This is a genomic window from Corallococcus aberystwythensis (genome assembly GCF_003612165.1).
GTDB lineage: Bacteria > Myxococcota > Myxococcia > Myxococcales > Myxococcaceae > Corallococcus > Corallococcus aberystwythensis.
On record NZ_RAWK01000542.1, the window covers coordinates 1 to 914 of the forward strand.

The window sequence follows — 914 nt, forward strand, 5'->3', positions numbered from 1 at the left end:
TAAGAGACAGCCCGCCCGACCCTCAATTCGACGGCGGTGCCTGCCTGGCCGTTGCCCCCAGCTGCACCTGCCGCAGGGCCTCGTAGGCGCCAATCCCCACCGACGTCGAAAGATTCAAGCTGCGGCGCTCCGGCAGCATCGGGATGGTCACCGGCGTCCCCGTCCCCCCGTCCATCACCTCCGGCAACAGCCCCGTCACCTCCGAGCCGAACACCAGGTGGTCCCCCGGCTCGAAGCGCGCCGCGTACAGCGACGTCTCCGCCCTGGCGGAGAACAGCCACCGGCGGGCCTGGGGGTACTCCGCCACGTAGGCGTCGTAGGTCGGGTACAGCTTCAGGAACACCTTGTCCCAGTAGTCCAGCCCCGCCCGCTTCAGGTTCCGGTCGTCGATGGAGAAGCCCAGGGGCTCCACCAGGATGAGCCGGCAGCCCGTCACCGCGCACAGCCGGGCCACGTTGCCGGTGTTGGGCGGAATCTGCGGGGACACGAGGACCAGGTGCAGGGGGGACGCCAGGGGCTCAAGCATGGGATAGAACACCGGACATGCACTGGAGGGTGACCAACGAAACGCGGCAGCGGCTGCTGGCGGACCGCGCCGAACGGGCCGAGTCCTTCATCCAGCGCTTCCAGGGGCTCATGGGCCGCGCCTCGCTGCCCATGGGGGGCGGGATGCACATCGAGCCCTGCAACTCCATCCACACCTTCTTCATGCGCATCCCCATCGACGTCGCCTTCCTGGACGCGGAAGGGCGCATCGTCAAGCAACTGTCCGCCATGCCCCCCTGGCGCACCTCGTCCATCTACTTCAAGGCCCGCTCCGTCCTGGAATTGCCCGCGGGCGTCCTCGGGGCCAGCGGCACCCAGGAGGGCGACCGCCTGGTCTTCACCCCGGGGGAGGCCCCTGGGGCTTGAAG

General features: G+C 69.1%; 2 protein-coding genes. One reads left to right on the forward strand and one right to left on the reverse strand.

Annotation, left to right across the window (positions count from 1 at the left end):
* Positions 1-22 precede the first annotated feature (22 nt).
* Positions 23-526, reverse strand: a complete 504-nt coding sequence (locus D7W81_RS41325; protein ID WP_120560757.1) for a tRNA (cytidine(34)-2'-O)-methyltransferase — start codon at positions 524-526, stop codon at positions 23-25.
* Positions 527-543: 17 nt separating this feature from the next.
* Between D7W81_RS41325 and D7W81_RS41330 the strand changes: the two genes are divergently transcribed.
* A complete protein-coding gene (locus tag D7W81_RS41330; protein ID WP_120560756.1) occupies positions 544-912 on the forward strand; it encodes a DUF192 domain-containing protein in 369 nt (122 codons plus the stop codon).
* Positions 913-914 lie beyond the last annotated feature (2 nt).